This is a genomic window from Nostoc sp. LEGE 12454, from assembly GCF_056620565.1.
In genome coordinates, this window is record NZ_JBWQXL010000011.1 from 74,051 (window position 1) to 93,811 (window position 19,761).

Sequence of the window (19,761 nt, forward strand, 5' to 3'; positions counted from 1 at the left end):
AATTCTGGATTTTATACTTGATTATCATTCTTTTCAATATAAACCATTTTGATAATAATAATTCGGGTTGAAATTTACTATAATTTTTTCTTCTAAATCATAATTACATTCCAGATATCTATCTTCATCCAAAAAATAAGCATTTTGTTGATAGCATTCGGTAATTATTAAAATAAAATCTTTAATACTTTGACAAATTATATATAAAACATCATCTTTAGGAGTCCATACAACTGATCGATCGTCTAGCAAAGTTCTGACGCAATAGTAATCACCTCCGCTACCGCGTAAAAAAGGAATCATATCTGGCTGCCATCCCCAACAGTCTGGATCTCTATGTACGCTATGCAAAAGATTTATAACGCTATCTACTTTATCAATTTCGATTAAATCGTACCCAGGAAGTAAGTATGTAGGAAAATAAAAATTATTAGGAAGTTCAAAACAACACCCTTTAACACATGAATATATAGCGATTAAACCTTCAGGTATCGGATGAATTGTAATGCTATTCTGAATTTCATCATCAAGTAGACCTTCTTTTAAAACAGCGATGTATCCAGGTCTTTGTTTTTCAATAATTTCTAGGAGATTTCTGAAATATTGTTGAATTTTTTCGCTATCGTTCATCTTCAAAATTCATATTTGTTGTTTAGAAATACGAAGGACTGATAAATTAGCAGCAAAATTGCGCGAATTGAGTATCAATGCAGATGAAATATAAGCCTCAGATACCCGACTTATTTAAATAAGTCGGGTATCTAGTTATGAAACAGCTTGTAAAATTTCCTCATCTACAGAAAAATCAACATCAACTTTGTCTTTTGCATTAGCCAAATAGTCATTTTCCAGAGAATCTTGTAAACCAGAAATCAAATCATATTCAGGATGCCAGTTTAATTCGGTTTGGGCTTTATTTACCGAAGCAAAGAAATGCTGCACCCGCATCGGAAAAGCTTTGCGTTTGCCGAAATCAAACTTTTTCGGGTCGTAATGGACGATTTTTACAGCATCGGGTGATTTGCCAGCCGCTACAGCACTAGCACGGGCTAAACCATCAAAAGTGACAAAGCGATCGCCTGAGATATTATAAATCTGCCCTATGGCTTGTTTATTGCCCAAAACCTGAGTCATTGCCAGCGCCAAGTCTTTTACATGACCTAGCTGCGTAATATGCAAGCCATTTCCGGGGATAGGAATGGGGCGATCGCGCACAATTCTGTCAAAAAACCAGCCTTCCAACTCATTATAATTACGAGGCCCGTAAATATAAGTAGGACGAATAGAAGTAAAAGGCAATCCCAATTGAGTCAGGTAAGCTTCTGTTTCATGCTTACCCTTATGGCGACTTTTAGGGTCTACTGCATCGCCTTCTATGTGGGGCAATTGATCGGATTTGAGATACACCCCCGCAGAACTCATATACACAAAATGTTGCACTCGGTCTTGAAAAATTTCTGCTAGTGGTTGAGTATCAGTAAGTTCTCGCCCGTTATTGTCAAAAATGACATCAAAGTTTTCTTGTGATAATTTTGCTTTTAATTGAGTAGCATCTGTGCGATCGCCTATAATTTGTCCTACTCCCTCTAAAGAAGGTGTTGGCCGATTCCCGCGATTGAACAGCACCACCTCGTGTCCTTGTTCCACTAGTAGTTGAGTCAAATAGACACCAATGAACCGAGTACCACCCATAATCAGAATTCGCATAAATTCACCCTTTCTATATCAGTTGTCATCAAGGGAGTAAGGACTTGGGGCTAGGGAAACAAAAAGGACAAGGAGAATAACCCATCCCCAATACCTAATGCCCAATGCCCCATTCCCAATCTGAGATTATCAGGTTGCCGCATCCATCTGGAACCTCTGAGGGAAAGATTCCGTCTTATGTGCTAATCTGGGGCGCTTCCCATTAATTAATCACAAGGGGAAACTTTTCAGTTAACGTCATCAAGTTAGCCTTTGTATTTTCCACTTATTCAAGTTAGCTGTGCCCTTGAAATATGCTCTAGTTCATGAGTGGCTGACACCCAAAGCCACAGGTGGTTCAGAACTCGTTGTACGAGAAATTTTGAATCACATTGATGCTGATTTGTATGCTCTCATAGATTTTGAATCCAGCAATAGAGAAAGTTATTTATATAAGCGTCAAATTGGCAAGACGTTTCTCCAGAACTTTCCCTATGCCCGCAACGGTATACAAAAATACTTGCCTTTGTGGCCCTTGGCAATTGAACAACTGGATTTGCGGCATTATGATGTCATTTTGTCTTCATCCCATGCTGTTGCCAAAGGAATCCTTACCACTCCCGAACAGATGCATATTTGCTACTGTCACAGTCCTATGCGTTATGCCTGGGACTTGACCTTTGATTATCTGCGCTACAGCAAACTGGGTAGTGGCTTACCTGGATGGGTGACGCGATATTTATTACATCGTTTGCGCCAGTGGGATGTATTGAGTGCCAATCGCGTTGATTATTTCATTGCCAACTCGCAACATACAGCTCGGCGGATTTGGCGTTGCTATCGGCGAGAAGCAACAGTCATTTATCCACCAGTGAATATTGCGGAATTTCCGTTTCTATCTGAGAAAGAGGACTTTTACCTGACAGTTTCTCGGTTAGTAAGCTACAAGCAAATATTGTTGATTGTCAAGGCTTTTAATCAACTAAAACGACCATTAGTAGTCATTGGTACAGGAGATGAAATGAACAAGATTCGCGAGATGGCAAACTCAAATATCCAAATACTGGGTTGGCAACCCGATAATGTGGTAAAAAAATATATGTCTAAGGCTAAGGCGTTTGTGTATGCAGCTTGTGAAGATTTTGGTATTGCCCTAGTGGAAGCACAAGCCTGCGGCACGCCAATAATTGCTTATGGTGCAGGGGGTGCTTTAGAAACAGTGCGAGATATCCGCTCTAGTGCGGATACAGGGACAGGTATATTTTTCAAGACGCAAACAGAGGCGGCTTTGGTGGAGGCAGTAGAAAAGTTTGAAATGTATGAGGGTTCATTCAATTCCGAGTATATGCGATCGCACGCCGCGCAGTTTTCACCGCAAATCTTTGCTGATCGTTATCTAGATTTTGTAAACAAGTGCAACGAAAAAAGACCATTTTTGCAATGATGGTCTCGATTAACGTCTTATTTTTTTAGGCTTTTGGCAATTTCCCCCAGAAGCATCTCATTTTGGCTTTAATATTGGGACTATGTGTGGTGTGGATTATTAAGGAGTATGATGACTGCCCAGAGCTCACTCCTCTCCGGCAAGCGAGGCGTAAGGCAAGACACTAGAGCGTCTACGCGTTTCTTAAAACGCGGTCAGAAAACAAAGACGCCAAAAGTTAAGCCCAAAGGTTTATCTTTTCAGGGTTTAAACGGAGAGTTAGCCAAACGACTGTTCGATATAGTGTTTTCGCTGTCGGTATTAATTTTGTTCTTCCCCGTCTACTTAATTTTGACCTTGCTGATTGCCTTTAGCTCAGAAGGACCAATTTTTTATGTCCAGGAACGGGTAGGGAAAAATTACAAAGCGTTTAATTGTATTAAATTCCGAACAATGGTAAGTAATGCGGACGAAATCCTCATGCAAATGATGGAAACATCGCCCGAATTGCGGCAAGAATTTGAGAGCAGTTTTAAGCTGAAACAAGACCCCCGGATTACCAAAATTGGTCGGTTTTTGCGAATTACTAGCTTAGACGAATTTCCCCAGTTCTGGAACGTTTTAAAAGGGGACATGAGTGTAGTCGGTCCCCGACCCTTGGTAACAGAAGAACTGCCAAAATACGGTTGTCACATTGACGAGATTTTAACAATCCGTCCAGGAATTACTGGTTTGTGGCAGGTATCTGGGCGTAATGACATTCCCTATCCTCGGAGAGTCCAAATAGACCTGCATTATGTCAAATTTAGGAATTTCTGGCTTGATTTATGGATCATATTAAAAACTGTTGATGTGGTAATTCTACCCAAAAATAACGGTGCATACTGAGTAAATACTTAGGGTGGATTCTGTGGGGCAGTTAATGCCCCTAAGTACCAATTCTCCCCTCACGCTCAAGGATTGCTCATTTTGGTTTCTATAATTTGTGCTTTTCTACTTAATTCAGACTTCTGTGAGTGTGGATATTTGGCACTTTTGCCAGAAGTCTAATTTCAAATGGCTATTTTATTAAGTCTTCACGAAACTAGAGATATATAAAGTTTTGACAAAAAACAACATACATAAAAATAATCTCGATCTATATGGTAAAAAAAATATAAATACACATAATTAAATAGTTTTGAGTTATCTAAAATATTGGACTTACGTGCTAGATTGCTTTTTTCTCAGTATATTTATTTACGGAAAAAGTCTCATAATAACAAGAACTCGTAGGTTTCCCATTAGGCAATTCAGCAATTAGTTGCTAGGTTGTATCAGATTGGCTGTAAATTTTTAATCAAAGACAATAAGGCATAATTGAGTATGACGCAACAGAAGCGAGCGTTAATTACTGGTATTACTGGACAAGATGGTTCATATCTAAGTGAGTTTTTGTTAGAACAAGGTTATGAAGTTCATGGGGTAATTCGCCGGACTTCTACCTTCAACACAGACCGTATCGATCATATTTACGAAGATCCCCACAAAGAGGGAGTACGCTTGTTTCTTCACTACGGCGACTTGACGGATGGTACAACGTTACGGCGTATTTTAGAAGAAGTAAAGCCAGTAGAAATTTACAACCTCGGCGCTCAATCCCACGTCAGAGTCAGTTTTGATTCACCAGAATACACAGTAGATGCAGTAGGAATGGGGACATTGCGTCTGTTGGAAGCAATTCGAGACTACCAACATCGTACCGGAATCCAGGTGCGATTTTACCAGGCGGGTTCTTCAGAAATGTACGGTTTAGTACAAGCAATACCTCAAACTGAGACAACGCCTTTTTATCCCCGCAGTCCCTATGCCTGTGCGAAAGTTTACGCTCACTGGCAAACTGTAAATTATCGTGAATCTTATAATTTATTTGCTTGTAATGGCATACTTTTTAACCACGAGTCACCACGGCGGGGTGAAACCTTTGTAACCCGCAAAATTACTAGAGCGGTGGCTAGTATTGTTGCTGGTAAGCAGAAAAAGATTTACATGGGTAATCTAGATGCCAAGCGAGATTGGGGCTATGCCAAGGATTACGTCAAAGCAATGTGGTTGATGTTGCAGAAAGACCAGCCAGACGATTACGTAATTGCTACTGGTGAAACCCACTCGGTACGAGAGTTTTTGGAACTGGCATTTAGTTATGTGAATCTTAATTGGCAAGATTATGTAGAGTTTGATGAGCGTTACCTGCGTCCATCTGAGGTAGAGTTGTTGATTGGCGATTCTACCAAAGCACAGCAGAACTTGGGCTGGACACCATCAGTAACCTTTGAAGAACTAGTTTCCCTAATGGTAGAAGCAGATTTACAAGCATTGGGTCATACTTCACCCAATGGAAAAGGTTCGCAATTTCCAGATGATATTGCGACTATTCGTCAAACACTGGGCGCTTTGCACTTCTGATTCGGCATCACAGAGGATAAAATATGACCGCCTTAGAACTAAAAAATAAACGCATTCTAGTCACTGGTGGGTCGGGGTTTCTAGGCCGTCAGGTGATAGATCAACTGTGTAAAGCAGGAGCCGATCGCGAGAAAATTACAGTACCGCGATCGCGCGCTCAGGATTTGCGTGTCTGGGAAAATAGCCAACGTGCAGTTGACCAGCAAGACATAATCATCCATCTAGCAGCTCATGTGGGTGGTATCGGTTTGAACCGCGAAAAACCCGCAGAGCTATTCTACGATAACTTGATCATGGGAACCCAGCTAATTCATGCTGCTTACCAAGCTGGAGTAGAAAAATTTGTTTGTGTTGGCACAATCTGCGCCTATCCTAAATTTACTCCAGTGCCATTCAAAGAAGACGATCTTTGGAATGGCTACCCAGAGGAAACTAACGCCCCTTACGGAATTGCAAAAAAAGCGCTTTTAGTTCAATTGCAATCTTACCGTCAGCAGTACGGTTTTAATGGGATTTACCTACTGCCAGTAAATTTATATGGCCCGGAAGATAATTTTGACCCCGGAAGTTCCCACGTCATTCCAGCATTAGTTCGCAAAGTTCACGAAGCCCAAATTAATGCAGAAAAGCAACTTGCAGTTTGGGGTGATGGCAGTCCTACCCGTGAGTTTCTCTATTCAGAAGATGCAGCGTGCGGGATTGTGATGGGGACTCAATTCTATAACGAATCGGAACCAGTTAACTTGGGAACTGGTTATGAAATCTCCATTCTTGATTTAGTAACTCTAATCTGCGAATTGATGGAGTTTAAGGGGGAAATTGTGTGGCAAACTGATAAGCCTAATGGTCAACCCCGCCGCTGTTTAGATACTGAACGGGCAAAGCAAGCCTTTAATTTCACGGCTCAGGTAAGCTTTGAAGAAGGGCTAAAGAATACCATTGAGTGGTATCGTCAACACGCTGCATAACATAACAATGTTCAGGTGAATGTAGAGTGATACAAGCTGGGTAATGCCCAGCTTATTTTTTTGACTATTTTTATGGACAAAGTTAATTATCAACTAAATAAAGTAGAACTGCGCCGCACTCTACTCAAAACACGTCAATCAATGTCTGTTGGAGAATGGAGAGAAAAAAGCGATCGCTTATGCTCTCATTTACAAACCTCTGCTTTGTTCACGCAAGCAAAAACAATACTTGCTTATTTCAGCTTTCGCCAAGAACCTGACCTTAATCCCCTATTTGCCAACATCAAATACCGTTGGGGATTTTCTCGCTGCGTTAATAAATCCCTGTCTTGGCATATTTGGACACCTAACGATTCTATCCAAAGCGGTGCTTATGGCATTATTGAACCACACCCTAACGCTCCAATCTTAGATGCTGCGGAAGTAGATTTGATTCTTGTACCCAGTGTAGCTTGCGACTATCAAGGATATCGTTTGGGTTATGGTGGCGGATATTACGATCGCTTGCTCAGTTTACCGCAGTGGCAGACAAAGCCGACTATCGGAATTGTCTTTGATTTCGCCTATTTATCCCAAATACCTATTGAACCTTGGGATAAACCATTACAAGTTATTTGTACGGAAACCGGATTGACTCGAAAAGGTTGAAGCGTTCAGGATAATGAAGACATCTCATCAAATGTTTTATGACTAACCCAATGTCATCTACCACTGAGCAGGAAGCAATAATTGACGAGATTATCGCAACTAGCCTCCAAGCTCAACAAAAAACAGGCCCAGACCTCCGCCAAATTCATAGCAAAAGTCATGGACTCCTTTGGGGAGAGTTTATTATTGAACCCAATCTTGCTGAAGACCTGAAAGTAGGTTTGTTCAAAACGCCCCAAGCCTATCCTGTGTGGATTCGTTTCTCTAGTGGTGGTTCGCCTGAAAAACGTGGTAAATTCCACTCCGATAGCCAGCCTGATGTTCGCGGTATTGCCATTAAGGTGATGAATGTGGACGGGCAAAAAGTGCTGGATGACGAAGAAAAAACTCAAGATTTTATACTCAACAATTATCCTATTTTCTTGACCAAAGACGTTCGTGATTACGCCGATCTTTCTCAAGCAGGTAGTGGAAAACTTTCCCCAGAACGGCTAGAAGAACTTGGTTACGTTGAAATTGAGTAATTATTCAAAAGCCAAATCAATTGGAATTTTAAAGAAGGCTTTGGATATTTCTTATTATGAAGCACAAAATATCATTCACAATAGTCAAACATGGAGTGATGTCAAAGAACGTGATGCAAAAATAAACAACGATTTATGTGATTTTCTGGAAGGATTAGGGAGTTCAGAAAGTGAAGAGACTTAATTATATTAATATGCGAATAAATTCCATAACAGAATTAGGTGAATTGCTTTAACCTGATTTTTTATGATAGGTTAGAATAAAATTAACCATTCTCTACTTTACACCTACACAAATAATTTGAAAAATTAAGGCGGATTACTATATAGCTCAAGGTAAATCAAGCAGACTTTTTCGCTGATTAACAAATGAAGTGCGAAAGCATTGTATAAAATTAATATCTAATTTTTCAACGGGTTTTAAATTTTGTAAATCTTCACTTTGCTTTCCGATTTCTCGTATGGCAAACACGTGTTTACTAAATTCTTCTTTTTGTTCTTCAAGTGATTTTTCCTCCCACCAATTAGGATCTTCAATATCTTTCATGGCAGAGAGATATCCATCAATCGTGTTCGTTACACACTTTGGTACTTTAATGATATTTTTTGGTGTTGGATCAAGACAGGCTTCTAAAGTGAAGCAAATTGCAGAAGCAGCTTCTTGTGCTTCAACATCATACTGCGATCCTGAAACACCATCAGCATTGGGAACTGCTTCCTGACATACTTTCAATAGTTGACGAATTTGTTTGGCATTCACTGGTTGTCCTTCAATAAATGACCATACTTCGTTGAGTGCATTTCTAAAGATAGAAGGATCGCCCCAACCATCTTCTTGCTTCACAAGACTATAGTTAGGTAAAAGTCTTTCGCAACAGCTAGCAGCAAATACAAGTCTGTGAACAGGTGATAATTCTGTTAACTCTGCTTCCAAAACATTAAATTCGTAAAGTTTAAGATTCATCTTATTTATAGTGTTATGCCTATCAAGGCAGTGGTGCAGAGGGGTTAATATTTACTTTATTATTATTGTGATTGACACTCTTACATTCTGAAAGTCACAGATCCCCGAATTCTCAAAAAACTTGGCGTTCTTGTTTATAACGAACGATATAGAATTGCTTTAACCAAATTGTATAATTACAATGGAAAATTCGTAATCAAATGCTGAACTGGAAAAAATCACGATCGCAGATTCTACTAATGTATGCGCTATTGGGAGCGATCGCACTGTTGATGCTCTTTCCTTTACTATGGCTAATTAGTACAGCCTTGAAATCGCCTACGGAAAATATTTTTCAGTCGCCGCCACAGTTGCTACCGAGTCAACCGACACTAAATAATTTCTCTAGTGTGTGGAACTCTCTACCTTTTGGACAATACTTGTATAACAGTACCTTGGTGTCAGTACTGACTGTGGGCTTAAATCTGCTGTTTTGCGCCTTGGCTGCCTATCCGTTAGCAAGATTGTCGTTTGTGGGGCGAGACTGGATTTTTGTAGCGATCGTCTCTACGATTATGATTCCCTTCCAAATCGTGATGATTCCTCTATATATTTTGACAGTCCAGATGGGTTTGAGAAATACTTATTTAGGGATGATTTTTCCGAGTTTAGCTTCTGCCTTTGGCATTTTTCTGTTGCGCCAAGCTTTCATGAGTGTCCCCAAAGAAATAGAAGAAGCCGCCCGCATGGATGGCAGCTCAGAGTTAGGATTATGGTGGCATATTATGTTACCAGCAGTTCGCCCAGCATTAGTAACTTTAGCTATTTTTGTATTTATTGGTGCTTGGAGTGACTTTTTGTGGCCTTTAATTGTCATCCAAGACGAAAATTTATACACTCTTCCTTTGGGAGTCGCAAAGCTAGCAGGTACATTTTCTCTTGACTGGCGCTTGGTAGCTGCTGGCTCAGTGATTGCGATCGCTCCAGTATTATTACTATTTTTGTTTTTACAACGTTACATTGTACCCACAGAAACGGGTAGCGGCGTTAAGGGTTGAAGAAGAATTCAGAAGTCAGAAGTCACAATAAGAAAGTGGTAGATGAGGGAGAAATAATTAATGCCCAATGCCCAATGTCCCATTCCCAAATTTAATAAGCACCAGTCTTTTTAAATACCACCCAGATAGTTTTAATAATCAGACTCAGGTCATAAGTTACAGACCACTTGCGTTGATAATCTATATCCATTTTCACAATGGTTTCAAAGTCTGTAATACTGGAACGCCCATTAGCTTGCCATTCTCCGGTAATGCCTGGTTTGACTCGCAATCTATCCCAGTGGTGTGAATCGTAATTACTGACTTCATCAGGAGTAGGTGGACGAGTACCAACTAAACTCATGTCCCCAATCAGAACATTCCAAAATTGAGGGAATTCATCCAAGCTAGTACGCCGCAAAAATTTACCAACAGGAGTAATGCGAGGATCGTCAACAGATTTAAAAATGTGACCTTTAGCTTGGTTCTCAACCAAATGCTTGAGTTTATCAGCATTGACTATCATGGAGCGGAATTTCCAGATGCGGAAAGTTTTTCCGTTTAAACCACAGCGAATTTGGGAATAAAATATTGGACTTGGCTCATGAATAAAGGTAGCAATTGCTACGGGAATTGCTATCATAAATGTAATAATCAGCCCCACAATTGCTCCAACAATGTCAATTAATCGTTTTCTCACGCTTAAAATTGACGGGTGTGAAGGCTGTTGCAAACAATTAACTGAATAAAGATAAAGATTATTCACAAGGGCTAACTTAGTTTTATAACAGGAATTTTTACATTAGTAGTGTAGACATAGACATGATTGTTGGGCGATTTTCACTACTGTTGTCGTTACTACCGAGTGTTAATATACACAAATTTTAGCCGATATAAAAACCAAAAACCAAAAATTTACAGAATCTTTCAATTCAAGTGATAGATTGTAAAATTACGGTATTTTATCCATCTAATAAAAACTAATAAAAAGATACTACTATCGTACATATCCCAAAAATTACTGTGCTGAAGTACTAGTAGTAATTCGCAAAATTCCAAATGCTTATGTTATGAGCATTTGGAATTTTGAGTAGTATTCTTATTTCTAGCGCAATCTACTAGTACAACACGGCGGAAATAAACCAATCATTCTAAATCAACGAAACCCTTATGCTGGATTCATTTTTAATTTTTAATTTTTAATTTTTAATTCCGCCTTGCGGTACTAGTCTCAACGATCGACCTCTAAGGGAAAATTCACCGTATATGGTTCCTCGAGTGATTGCTGATTACTAGCCTTAATTGCATCTAAATAGCGACGTAAAGATAACAATTGTTGAGAATTGGGACGATAAGTGAGACTTCCTTGTTTTTCAAAAAGTGGTGCTGTGGCGATCGCCTGATAGTCAGGATTTTCTTGCGAACTCTGGGTGAGCCAGGTTGATTCTGTGACTGAAGGTATCAAACCGGAAGGCAGTTCACCTTCCAAAAAAGCCAGCAGCCGTTGCTGGCAAATGCGAGTATTGATCCCACGACCCTCAAATAAGTGGATAACTTCACCGAAAGATAAAGGACGGTCTGGTAGCAATCGCAACAATTCTGTAAACAAGAAATAATCAGTGTATTGTTGCCTGGGTATATCTAAAATTTGGGGATGCAGAGGCAGCATCGCCAAACCATAAGCAACCCGACTGCAATTAGGAGCGCCGTTTTCGCCGAGATATAAATCTTGAATAATTTTAGTGCTGGGGAGTTTTTGCCGTAACCAGCGATTCACCGTCCCGATACAAGCCACTCCACCAGTCAGGATAGCTTGATTAATGGCTTCTGTGGGAATGCCACGAGCTACCAATAACTTGTTGAGTTCTCGGTTCAGGCGGCGGACAAAGGGAATAAATACCTGGCTTTCTAAGTCTCGTCGCTGCAAAACCCACCGCTGATCGGCTAATTCCAGGGTAAAAGAGTCTTGGTGTTGCAAAATCAGTTTTAGGGCTAATGCCGCATCTAATACCGCCTGTCCCAGTAGAGAACTTTCTAAACGCTGCTGGAGACGAATGCGAGCGGTGATATCTGGTTCTCCGACTCTAGGTAGTTCTAATTCTTCCAACCCTAAAGTCTGCCAACGCATTTGGTCTAAACCGGGAATTGACGGTTGCCATTGCCAAGGATTACTCGTGGTAGTTTTGCTATTGCTTGGTGTTTCTAGGCGTGATTGCCGAGATTTCGGTGGCAATAGCAGCTGGCAAATTATATCTTGTTCAATACCCTTGCCAGCATAAGCAAAACTATGGAGCATGAAATCATTGTATGTCAATTGCTGCAAGGTTTCTGGTAGATTCACCAGCAACATTTCTGTGGCAGTTGTCCCAATGTTAATCACAAGAGTGTTGCCAACAATGGGATGTTCGCTAGTTTTTGCTGGATGAGAACCTTGAGCATCGCTTAGTTTTACTTGCTCACCGTTAACAGCATCGAGTTCTGGGAGTAGACTAGCGATCGCTTCTTCGACAAAAAAGACTTGCTGCGGATGTTGAATGAGTTTGCTAGTGAGTAAAGCTTCCCGCACGTTAAAGCGGTATTGTTCCGACCAGCTAGATGGACAGGTACAAATTACACCAGCAATATTATTGATAATCTGGGGAAAATCTTGTTCGCCGATCCCAACAGCAGCAGCCATTAAACTAGGGGTGGTACTTGTTTTTTCGGATTTGAGGGTTAATAGTAATTTAGAGAGCGATCGCACAACCCAAATCAAAGGCCCTGCCGAAAATTCATTTAATTGCAAAACAGGTTCCCATTTCTGTCGTTCGCTCTTGTAGGGAATGGCTACTTGTAAGTAAGGCTTCAGCTGCGCCGAGTAGAGATTATTTTTCGTCGGATCTGCTGTCGATCTTGGTGTTGCAGGAGTAGTAGCCGAGCGATCGGGCGCTTTATCTTGGGCAACAGCCGCAGGTGCTGTCTGCTCATGTGCTTCGATAGTTTCGTTTTCACCGTGGGGTACAGAAGTTGTAGGCAGATAAACCTCTGTTGGTAAACGAAACGATTGCTGAAAGGAACTTGTTCCTGGCGGATTTTCTGCTGACCAGTAGATAGGATGTACAACAAAAATCGAGCGATTTAATAATGCGGCGGAAATTCCTGTTGTACCTAAATCAATTCCTAAGTACCAGACTGATTCTAGAATATTGGATGAAACTTCTGGATTATTTATAGAGTTGGTAATTGGAGGTAAAAAACTTTCTGGAACAGGAGTTGTGACTTCCTTTTTTTCAGTTTCTACCTGGGGAACTGCCAAACTGGAGAAAGCAGCAGTTGATGTATTCTCTGCTATTTGGGCATTTTCAGGAGAAGTTGTGGGGATTGTGTCTTGAATGTTATCAAGTAGTTCCGAGAAAACACTCAAGTTGCGATCTGGCGGCGACTCAGAATTTAGCTGCCGATCGAAATTAGCCAAATCCCGATCTAATTGCTGCAACTGTTCTTCATCTAAAGAAATATCTGGTACGGCTGGAGACTGGTTTGACTCAATAGAAAGTAAGTTTTCTTGGGGTGAAGCAGCAATGTAGTTATCTGAAGACAGTTCGGAGCGATCGTTGTTAATTAATACTTCCGATGTGGCGATATTTTCGCTAGGCTCTGCTAAGGCAATTTCTGGTACTTCTGGAGTCACTGGTGCTGTAGTTGTGGCATCATCCGCAAAAGATGAGACTTCCAGCAGTTGCAGTTCGCTATCATCATCAGGCAATAGGTCAGTTGCTGTAGTTGTGGCATTATCCACAGAAGATGAGACTTCCAGCAATTGCAGTTCACTATCAGCATCAGGTAATAACTCAGTTAGGGTATTAATTGTATCAACGCTAGCTGGCTGAGTGCCGATTTGTGGCAAACTGTCTATTTGTGGAGTAGAGAAGCTAAGAGGTGAATCTAGGTCAGTATCTTCTTCAAAAAATAGTTCTTCCTGTGGCTCTGATGAATCTGTGGTTTCGCCTAAAGTCTCTTGAGTTGAAAGACCCGTATCTGGAGTAATAACCGCAGAATCCACGGTTGGAGAGACAGGCGGGGTCTGGGTGATGTTCAATGGTGATGGAGAGGCTGTAGAAGCAGATAAGTCATTGATGGGAACATCGAGGCTGGGATTATTAACATCACCAGCATCAAACAAACTAGCGTAAAGTTGGTCTACTTCATCACCAATTGCCGCAGAAATATCTTCTGGTAATTCGGTCGGGGTTTGAGAATATTCAGATGAGTCTACACCAAGCTGCAACAGCACTGCATCTAGATCCTCTGTGAGGGTAGTTTCCTGTTGCTCAATTGCGAGTGGAGATGAAGTTTCTGGCTGTATAAGCTCTAAGGATTGGGGCGCAACTCCAGCAGTAATCTCGGTTGGTTCAGTCAATGATGGTAGTGTCTCAGATTCTTCTCCCAGCAAAGATGACTGTAAACTAGAGGATTCTTGTTGCAAATGCTGGGTCAAATTGTTGACAAAGCTGGCCATCAGCTGTTCGCCTTGCATCCCCTTGCTATGCATTCTTGCCAGTGCTTGGGACAAGGATTCGTGATAAGTATTAATGTTACGCTGTAGTGCTTCAAAGACTACATTCACCGTCCCATCTAGTGATAATAGGCGTCGATCTAACTCCCTAGCTAGCTGGGTTAAGCGCTCCACATCGTCAGAGGATTCTAATAAAGATTGAGTTGCAGAGGTTGGGTAATTAATTCCTTCTGAAGAACTGGCGGAATTTTCCCTCGTCTGTCCCATCAGTGGTGTTAAAGTTGGCACAAGGCGACTCATGAGTACCTGTAAAAACTCGGTAATCATTTGCTCCTGGTTTGTCAACTGCTGCGCTAAGGAGTAGTTTTGCAATCGCTTTTGCTCTAGTTGCCGAATTTCTTGTATGAGACTGGCTCGCTCTTGCAAAAGCAATTCTAATTCCGATCGCAACGGCTGAATCAATCTCGAAAATTCATTATTTAATTGTCCGGCGCCAACAGTACTCTCTTCCTGACTGGGTTCGAGCGGCGGTAGTGGATACTGGTTATTACCACGATCGATAAATTTTGTTAACAAAGGCGAACGCGGTTCTTCAGAAGACTGATTTGAGATGCTGCTCTCTAATGCTTCTTTTTCTTGTAACCTCACCAAGAAGTCGCGAATTCGCTCTAAAACTTCTTTAGGTTCTTGCGCCTGACCAGACAGAAATCTAGACAGGCGCTTGCCACCGCTGACAAGTAAGTTGTCAATGTCTGCGATCAGCTTTTGAATTTCATCTGTACTAAAAGTCACTTTGATTACCTTAGTTAGAAATGTATGTCAACTAATATGACAATTAATTTACAATCACTGTATCCCTATGGGGATCTTGCTACGCGCAGCATCGACCATAGAAGAAGTTTTAAGTGGCAAAAGCCGCTACTTGGAATTGTGACTAGTCATTATGTTATGGATTACTGTGAGTCGTGGCAATCTTCAATCATCCAAGAAAACAAGGAAAAAAGTTTCTCTATGTCCTCCCATCTCCTTGTCTCCCCCTCTCCTTATCCTCTTCAGACAGCCTTTGCTCGAAAAGCTTAATTTTGCAGGTCATTGGTTGCCTATTTTTGAAAATCGCTAAAATACCTGAGCAATAATTTACTCCCTTTAGTATCATTAATGTTGTTTGCCTATATTCATAACTAATCAAGTTTGCAGTGCAGCTAGCCCCTAAGCAATCCAACCGCAGGCTATAAACTACTTTTTGCAAAACTTTTACCCCGTTTAAACTTATAGGTAAAGATTATTTAGAAAAACTTCTTGTCGCTTTCTTGTGTAGCATAGTTTAGTTTTTTCTTTGAAAGGGAGCTGTGCAATGATAGCTTAGGCTACAAATGGCACTCCTGTTTTTTATGTGTACATAGCAGCTTGAATTAAAGATGTCGTAATGGAAGATCGATATAGCTTGCAAGCACAGGCTAATTCCTGGATGATCGCCTCCGCTCCCTTTTTTCAAGGGTTGCCAGAAACTGCTGTGGAATCAGCCCTCACCCATCTCGTTACCCGCACTCACCCAGCCAATCAGGTGATTCTGCTGGAAAATGACTGGGGTGGTTCTGTGTATTTTATTATGGACGGATGGGTAAAAATTCGCACCTACAATCTGGAAGGAAAAGAGGTAACGCTGAATATTATTGGCAAAGGTGAATTGTTTGGTGAAATGGCGGCGCTAGATGAAGCACCTCGATCCACGGATGTGATTACCTTGGCCCCAACGGTAATTGGTAGTATGCCTGCTCAGGATTTTGTCAAATTACTTCAGATAGAACCCTTGGCGGGAGTTCGATTGGCGCAACTAATGGCACGACGTTTGCGGCAAGTAAATCGCCGATTGCGGTTGCGGGAATCTGATAGCCAGTCAAGGGTAGCAGATACGTTGTTATTTTTGGCAGAAGGACAGGGAAAAAAAGGGCAAACTGGAACCGAAATCCCCAATTTACCTCATCGGGAATTGAGTAGTTTGAGCGGACTGGCGCGGGAAACGGTGACACGAGTATTGACAAGGCTAGAAAAAAAAGGCTTGATTAAACGGGATCAAGACACTATTTGTATTCCCGATTTGTCAGCCTTAGAAAGAATGATCGTTTAAAAACTTGTCAGATATGAGTATTTTAGATTCTCTCCCAGATGAACCGGAGGAAGATCCATCCTCTGAATCTCCAACTCCTCAGAATCATTGGTTAGATAAAGAACAGCAGTTAATGCCTCCTCAAATCAAAGCTGATGCGCCCTTGAGGATGGTGGAAACGGCATTTTTAGCCAGTACCGCTAGTTTAATTTGGTTTATTAATTTTTACTTTCCTTTAGGCCCAGTTTTGCGGATATTTTTTCCAGTGCCGATCGCTCTAGTTTATCTGCGTTGGGGCAAACGTGCGGCATGGATGGCAGCACTCACCTCTGGGTTACTGCTGACGGTATTGATGGGGCCAGCTCGCAGTTTGCTGTTTGTCATGCCCTACGGGTTCATGGGCGTGCTTTTGGGCGCTACGTGGTGTCGTCGTCGTCTTCCTTGGATTGTTTCTATCACTTTGGGTACGCTATTAGGTACTTTAGGAGTCTTTTTTCGGCTGTGGTTGCTGTCTGTTTTGTCGGGTGAAGACTTGTGGATTTATGTGATTACCCAGGTAACTGAGTTTATTGAGTGGGTATTTTTTAACTTGAGTTTGTTGGCGAGTCCTAGTGTATTTTTGATTCAAGTAGGAGCGATCGCTTTAATTTTACTCAACAACTTTATCTACCTTTTTGTGGTACACCTGGCAGCATGGTTGCTTTTTGACCGCCTGGGCAACCCTATTCCTCGCCCACCACACTGGGTGCAAGTTCTCATGGATTATGAAGGATAATTATTAGTCATTTGTCATTTGTCATTGGTTAAACGATCGGTCCTAAATAATAACCAATGCCCCATGCCCAATTCCCAAATTAGTATTTATACTCAAAAAGAGCAGGGTGAACAATGGCTGCGAAGGTATCGTGGTTGTCTACCCGTATTTGCTTGTATTTTAGGATTTACTGAAACTGGTTTAATTCCAGGGATTTCAGCAGCTGGTCGCACTCCAGAAGATCGGAAATATACAGCTTGTGCCGATGCTGAGTTTTTGTATTACGGCCCAGAACATAAAGCCCAATATCCCCTACCACCATTGGCGGCTGGGGCTTCACCTGTGCTGATTTCTCGCGCTGTATTTGAGTCACTAAAGATACCAATTCATTTATTTAATGCTGGTTTACCCCAAGCTCCTGCTGTGCCAGTAATTGATTTGGGTGGCGCTCCTGCTAAGTGTTTAAGTCAAGGGGCTGCTATGGAAATTACAACAGTACATCACTTGTTTGAACAAGGGCTACTTTGGGGAGAACGCCTAGCCGCCAATATTCAACAGGGGTATTTGATTCTCGGTGAGTGCGTCGTCGGAGGTACTACAACTGCCCTGGCAATATTAACTGGTTTAGGTATAGATGCTGCCGGAAAAGTTAACAGTAGCCACCCTGTTTGTAACCACGCGCAAAAGTGGGCACTAGTGCAAGCTGGACTGGAGAAGATAAGGGAGAGCAGGGAGCAGGGGAGGCAGGGGGAGCAGGGGGAGATAAACTTCCAATCTCAAATCCAAAATCCAAAACTTGTACTGAGCGAAGTCGTTGGCGCAGCCTCTCGTAGAGAAGTATCTAAAATCCAAAATTCTGTAGATCCGCTACAACTCGTAGCCGCAGTGGGCGATCCGATGCAAGTGGTGGTAGCTGGGATGGCGATCGCTGCTAGCCGTAGTTGTGGTGTAATGCTGGCTGGAGGGACGCAAATGCTGGCGGTTTATGCGTTGATGAGTGCGATCGCTCAAGCTTACGCTTTATCATGGCAACCAGAAGCAGTAGTTGTAGGCACAACCCGCTGGGTGGCTGAAGATCCTACTGGCGCTACAGTTGACTTAGCTCTCAATTTAGGAAAAGGCAGCTTAACCCCCAGTGGAGGAACCCCTCCCCTATTAGCAACTCATCTGAGCTTTGCTGATTCTCGTTATCCCCAGCTGAGAGCTTATGAGCAGGGCTTTGTGAAAGAAGGTATGGGTGCTGGAGCCGCTTGCATAGCCGCCCATCTTAGCCAAGATTGGCAGCAAGACCAACTTTTGGCAGCCATTGAAGCCCAACTTGAACGGCTAAGTACAGCATCTTATTAATTCTTAGCGAATTAAATTCGGCAAGATTCTGCGTTCCATTAATGCTGGCATATTCGATGGCGCTAGGCACAGAAGAGTAGTTGAGCTTATTCTTTCTTGGTTTATTATCTAATTGGTAAACGCGTAATATTTCTATCTGCTAAAGCGGTTCTGGAGCTACAAATAAAATGACTGTTTTATTAATTACCATCCTGTTGGCAATTAACTTAGGTGCTGGATGTTATTTGACTCTAGCTAATCCTCTAAAACTCTCAGAGCAAACATCAAATAAACTTATTTTTATTATTCGACCAAAAGTATTTTTAGGTGTGGGAATATTTTTTAGCCAATTATTTGTTCTATTTTTATTTGCGACTATTGTCTTTACACCTATTACACAACTTGTCTGCAATCGTTATCCAAGCAATATATCTACTTCAAATATTGATTTGAGTGCAGGACAAAATACTCTAACAGGAATGTGTAAGTTAACAGAAAACTATTGGTTTGGTCAAGCAAAAAGTGAAGTGCTAGTTTCTGAGTTACTAGAGGCTAAATTGGAAACAGAGATGCAAACCGATAGTCAAGTTAAGCCTAGATACTCATATAAAATTTTACTATTAACTGATAAAGATAGCTTTCCTTTTACAGATAGAACATACCCAAAATTTAAACTTGAAGAATTACAATCAATAGTATTAAGAATTAACCAATTTTTGAAAAACCCTACAGAGAACAATTTAGCGGTTATACTTGATGACACTTTTATGGGTTACATTGTTGTCAGGTTTACTGTATTCTGTGGAATATTAGCGTTGCTAGTAGCGTCACTAGGTTTATTTATCACTTGTAATTTTGATAAAGAAACAAATACTGTAAAACTTAGTCGTTACAGGTGGTTTGGAACGTTAGGAAAAACAGTTTTTCAATATTCCTTAAACGAAATTACTGATATTAAGCTTGAACGGATTGATACTAGTATAGACGAATACTTTTTTCGGGTTATTTTAGTACTAGAATCGGGTGATAATCTACCATTAACGCCCAATTATACTTCAAATTATATAAATGGAGATTCTATAGTTAGAGTAACTAAAGATTTTCTGGAACTAAAACATAAAGATAGTGCTAGATAAAAGCGTGAGATTGGTAGACTCAGAAAAATATGAGTTCTGAAACAAGCTATGTCTCACATAAGCTTTTTAATAAAATTTCTAGCCTCTGTAATTTAATTATTTCACTTTGAGATTTATATATTTCACCAGCTTTATGACAATCTTTTTTGTTTTGCGTTTACTCTTTTCTTTGGCTGCAAATCTTTTAAGAATTTCCGACTTGAAATCTTTGTAAATTTCTGCCGTTTTATCAATTGGGATTGAGTCCCTTATTTACAATAGCGGTTGAG

General features: G+C 41.0%; 17 protein-coding genes. 12 read left to right on the top strand and 5 right to left on the bottom strand.

What is annotated here, in order from left to right; translation table 11 throughout:
• Positions 1-33: 33 nt before the first annotated feature.
• Together AC1F2U_RS14430 and AC1F2U_RS14435 are read right to left on the bottom strand one after the other, a co-directional pair.
• The gene (locus tag AC1F2U_RS14430; protein WP_480261744.1) at positions 34-630 is read right to left on the bottom strand and encodes an SMI1/KNR4 family protein; all 597 of its coding nucleotides are present in this window, start codon (positions 628-630) and stop codon (positions 34-36) included.
• Between the two features lie 135 nt (positions 631-765).
• Complete coding sequence (locus tag AC1F2U_RS14435; RefSeq protein ID WP_480261745.1) at positions 766-1,707, bottom strand: NAD-dependent epimerase/dehydratase family protein; 942 nt, start codon at positions 1,705-1,707, stop codon at positions 766-768.
• A gap of 280 nt (positions 1,708-1,987) precedes the next feature.
• Here AC1F2U_RS14435 and AC1F2U_RS14440 point away from each other — a divergent pair, with 280 nt between their 5' ends.
• The 7 genes from AC1F2U_RS14440 to AC1F2U_RS14470 all read left to right on the top strand — a co-directional run bounded on the left by AC1F2U_RS14440 (position 1,988) and on the right by AC1F2U_RS14470 (position 7,878).
• Positions 1,988-3,130: a glycosyltransferase gene (locus AC1F2U_RS14440; protein WP_480261746.1), complete on the top strand. Its 1,143-nt coding sequence runs from the start codon at positions 1,988-1,990 to the stop codon at positions 3,128-3,130.
• A gap of 111 nt (positions 3,131-3,241) precedes the next feature.
• On the top strand, positions 3,242-3,997 hold the full coding sequence (locus AC1F2U_RS14445) for an undecaprenyl-phosphate galactose phosphotransferase family protein (protein WP_480261843.1): 756 nt from the start codon (positions 3,242-3,244) through the stop codon (positions 3,995-3,997).
• A gap of 477 nt (positions 3,998-4,474) precedes the next feature.
• Positions 4,475-5,554 carry a GDP-mannose 4,6-dehydratase gene (gene gmd / locus AC1F2U_RS14450; protein ID WP_480261747.1) on the top strand — a complete coding sequence of 360 codons (1,080 nt, stop codon included), beginning with the start codon at positions 4,475-4,477 and terminating at the stop codon, positions 5,552-5,554.
• Between the two features lie 23 nt (positions 5,555-5,577).
• Positions 5,578-6,522, top strand: coding sequence for a GDP-L-fucose synthase family protein (locus tag AC1F2U_RS14455; protein WP_480261748.1), 945 nt, complete (start codon positions 5,578-5,580; stop codon positions 6,520-6,522).
• Positions 6,523-6,594: 72 nt separating this feature from the next.
• Positions 6,595-7,170: a 5-formyltetrahydrofolate cyclo-ligase gene (locus tag AC1F2U_RS14460; RefSeq protein ID WP_480261749.1), complete on the top strand. Its 576-nt coding sequence runs from the start codon at positions 6,595-6,597 to the stop codon at positions 7,168-7,170.
• 38 nt (positions 7,171-7,208) lie between these two features.
• Positions 7,209-7,694 (top strand): catalase, encoded by a 486-nt coding sequence (locus tag AC1F2U_RS14465; protein ID WP_480261750.1) that lies wholly within the window; start codon positions 7,209-7,211, stop codon positions 7,692-7,694.
• Positions 7,687-7,878, top strand: a complete 192-nt coding sequence (locus tag AC1F2U_RS14470) for a hypothetical protein (RefSeq protein WP_480261751.1) — start codon at positions 7,687-7,689, stop codon at positions 7,876-7,878. The genes AC1F2U_RS14465 and AC1F2U_RS14470 overlap by 8 nt, the downstream gene beginning before the upstream one ends.
• A 147-nt stretch (positions 7,879-8,025) precedes the next feature.
• On the opposite strand, the gene AC1F2U_RS14475 is transcribed toward AC1F2U_RS14470, so the two are convergent.
• Positions 8,026-8,658 carry a DUF416 family protein gene (locus AC1F2U_RS14475; RefSeq protein ID WP_480261752.1) on the bottom strand — a complete coding sequence of 211 codons (633 nt, stop codon included), beginning with the start codon at positions 8,656-8,658 and terminating at the stop codon, positions 8,026-8,028.
• A gap of 200 nt (positions 8,659-8,858) precedes the next feature.
• On the opposite strand from AC1F2U_RS14475, the gene AC1F2U_RS14480 reads away from it, so the two are divergent.
• Positions 8,859-9,695, top strand: a complete 837-nt coding sequence (locus tag AC1F2U_RS14480; RefSeq protein WP_334716902.1) for a carbohydrate ABC transporter permease — start codon at positions 8,859-8,861, stop codon at positions 9,693-9,695.
• 91 nt (positions 9,696-9,786) lie between these two features.
• Here the strand turns inward: AC1F2U_RS14480 and AC1F2U_RS14485 are convergent, their stop codons facing one another.
• Positions 9,787-10,440 (bottom strand): sugar transferase, encoded by a 654-nt coding sequence (locus tag AC1F2U_RS14485; RefSeq protein WP_480261753.1) that lies wholly within the window; start codon positions 10,438-10,440, stop codon positions 9,787-9,789.
• A 465-nt stretch (positions 10,441-10,905) separates the two neighbouring features.
• On the bottom strand, positions 10,906-14,961 hold the full coding sequence (locus tag AC1F2U_RS14490) for a hypothetical protein (protein WP_480261754.1): 4,056 nt from the start codon (positions 14,959-14,961) through the stop codon (positions 10,906-10,908).
• Between the two features lie 634 nt (positions 14,962-15,595).
• On the opposite strand from AC1F2U_RS14490, the gene AC1F2U_RS14495 reads away from it, so the two are divergent.
• The 4 genes from AC1F2U_RS14495 (at position 15,596) to AC1F2U_RS14510 (ending at position 19,492) form a co-directional block, all read left to right on the top strand.
• The gene (locus AC1F2U_RS14495) at positions 15,596-16,297 is read left to right on the top strand and encodes a Crp/Fnr family transcriptional regulator (protein WP_094349203.1); all 702 of its coding nucleotides are present in this window, start codon (positions 15,596-15,598) and stop codon (positions 16,295-16,297) included.
• Between the two features lie 13 nt (positions 16,298-16,310).
• Complete coding sequence (locus tag AC1F2U_RS14500) at positions 16,311-17,051, top strand: DUF2232 domain-containing protein (RefSeq protein WP_414516326.1); 741 nt, start codon at positions 16,311-16,313, stop codon at positions 17,049-17,051.
• Positions 17,052-17,114: 63 nt separating this feature from the next.
• The gene (locus tag AC1F2U_RS14505) at positions 17,115-18,377 is read left to right on the top strand and encodes a nicotinate-nucleotide--dimethylbenzimidazole phosphoribosyltransferase (RefSeq protein ID WP_480261755.1); all 1,263 of its coding nucleotides are present in this window, start codon (positions 17,115-17,117) and stop codon (positions 18,375-18,377) included.
• Between the two features lie 167 nt (positions 18,378-18,544).
• Positions 18,545-19,492, top strand: a complete 948-nt coding sequence (locus AC1F2U_RS14510) for a hypothetical protein (RefSeq protein WP_480261756.1) — start codon at positions 18,545-18,547, stop codon at positions 19,490-19,492.
• The last annotated feature ends 269 nt before the right edge of the window (positions 19,493-19,761 follow it).

Excerpts from the sequence above, each read along its gene's own strand:
- AC1F2U_RS14430 (WP_480261744.1), bottom strand. The coding sequence starts at position 630 with ATGAACGATAGCGAAAAAATTCAACAATATTTCAGAAATCTCCTAGAA.
- AC1F2U_RS14435 (WP_480261745.1), bottom strand. The coding sequence starts at position 1,707 with ATGCGAATTCTGATTATGGGTGGTACTCGGTTCATTGGTGTCTATTTG.
- AC1F2U_RS14445 (WP_480261843.1), top strand. The coding sequence starts at position 3,242 with ATGACTGCCCAGAGCTCACTCCTCTCCGGCAAGCGAGGCGTAAGGCAA.
- gmd (WP_480261747.1), top strand. The coding sequence starts at position 4,475 with ATGACGCAACAGAAGCGAGCGTTAATTACTGGTATTACTGGACAAGAT.
- AC1F2U_RS14455 (WP_480261748.1), top strand. The coding sequence starts at position 5,578 with ATGACCGCCTTAGAACTAAAAAATAAACGCATTCTAGTCACTGGTGGG.
- AC1F2U_RS14460 (WP_480261749.1), top strand. The coding sequence starts at position 6,595 with ATGGACAAAGTTAATTATCAACTAAATAAAGTAGAACTGCGCCGCACT.
- AC1F2U_RS14465 (WP_480261750.1), top strand. The coding sequence starts at position 7,209 with ATGACTAACCCAATGTCATCTACCACTGAGCAGGAAGCAATAATTGAC.
- AC1F2U_RS14475 (WP_480261752.1), bottom strand. The coding sequence starts at position 8,658 with ATGAATCTTAAACTTTACGAATTTAATGTTTTGGAAGCAGAGTTAACA.
- AC1F2U_RS14480 (WP_334716902.1), top strand. The coding sequence starts at position 8,859 with ATGCTGAACTGGAAAAAATCACGATCGCAGATTCTACTAATGTATGCG.
- AC1F2U_RS14495 (WP_094349203.1), top strand. The coding sequence starts at position 15,596 with ATGGAAGATCGATATAGCTTGCAAGCACAGGCTAATTCCTGGATGATC.
- AC1F2U_RS14500 (WP_414516326.1), top strand. The coding sequence starts at position 16,311 with ATGAGTATTTTAGATTCTCTCCCAGATGAACCGGAGGAAGATCCATCC.
- AC1F2U_RS14505 (WP_480261755.1), top strand. The coding sequence starts at position 17,115 with ATGCCCAATTCCCAAATTAGTATTTATACTCAAAAAGAGCAGGGTGAA.
- AC1F2U_RS14510 (WP_480261756.1), top strand. The coding sequence starts at position 18,545 with ATGACTGTTTTATTAATTACCATCCTGTTGGCAATTAACTTAGGTGCT.